The organism is Mesorhizobium sp. M7D.F.Ca.US.004.03.1.1, from assembly GCF_003998635.1.
Lineage (GTDB): Bacteria > Pseudomonadota > Alphaproteobacteria > Rhizobiales > Rhizobiaceae > Mesorhizobium > Mesorhizobium loti.
The window spans coordinates 1-621 of record NZ_RZQG01001647.1; the positions used below are offsets into that span (position 1 = coordinate 1).

The 621-nt window shown below is 60.2% G+C and carries 1 protein-coding gene; it reads right to left on the minus strand.

Annotated elements, in window-relative coordinates; genetic code table 11:
- Nucleotides 1-153: 153 nt before the first annotated feature.
- Nucleotides 154-621, minus strand: a 468-nt coding sequence (locus EN935_RS39265; protein WP_206534718.1) for a trimethylamine methyltransferase family protein, incomplete at its 5' end; no start/stop codon positions are given.

Sequence of the window (621 nt, forward strand, 5' to 3'; positions counted from 1 at the left end):
GGATAAGGCCGTTGGCAAGGAGCGCCGCAGCAATGCCGTCAATGCTGCCGGCAGGCACAATCATTCCTTCTTGACCGGATCGGAGAACGCGCTCCGCCAGACTTCCTTGTGGATGATGTTGGCGACTTTAGCCCCGCCTGATTCGGGCTCCTTTCAAGTGAAGGCGTCGGGCATCGACCCCTTCTTCTTGGCGATGAAGTCCTTCAAGGCTTCGTCGATGCTCGGATCGAGATGCGGCGCCTCGTAGCTTTCCAGCCAGCGGCGAGCGAGATCGTTTGCGCGCTGGGGTGCTGTCTTCTCGCCTTCGGCCAGCCACTGCTCGTAGGAATTGTTGTCGGCGATGTTGGAGCGGTAGAAGGCGGTCTGGAAATTAGCCTGGGTGTGGTCGCAGCCGAGATAGTGGCTGCCTGGGCCGACCTGGCGGATGGCATCCATCGCCTGGCCGTTTTCCGACAGATCGACGCCTTCGGAGAATTTCTGCGTCATGCCGAGCTGGTCGATGTCCATCATGAACTTTTCGTAGCAGGAGGCCAGCCCGCCCTCGAGCCAGCCGGCCGAATGCAGCACGAAATTGGTGCCGGCCAGAATGGTCGAGTTCAGCGTGTTGGCGCTTTCATAGGC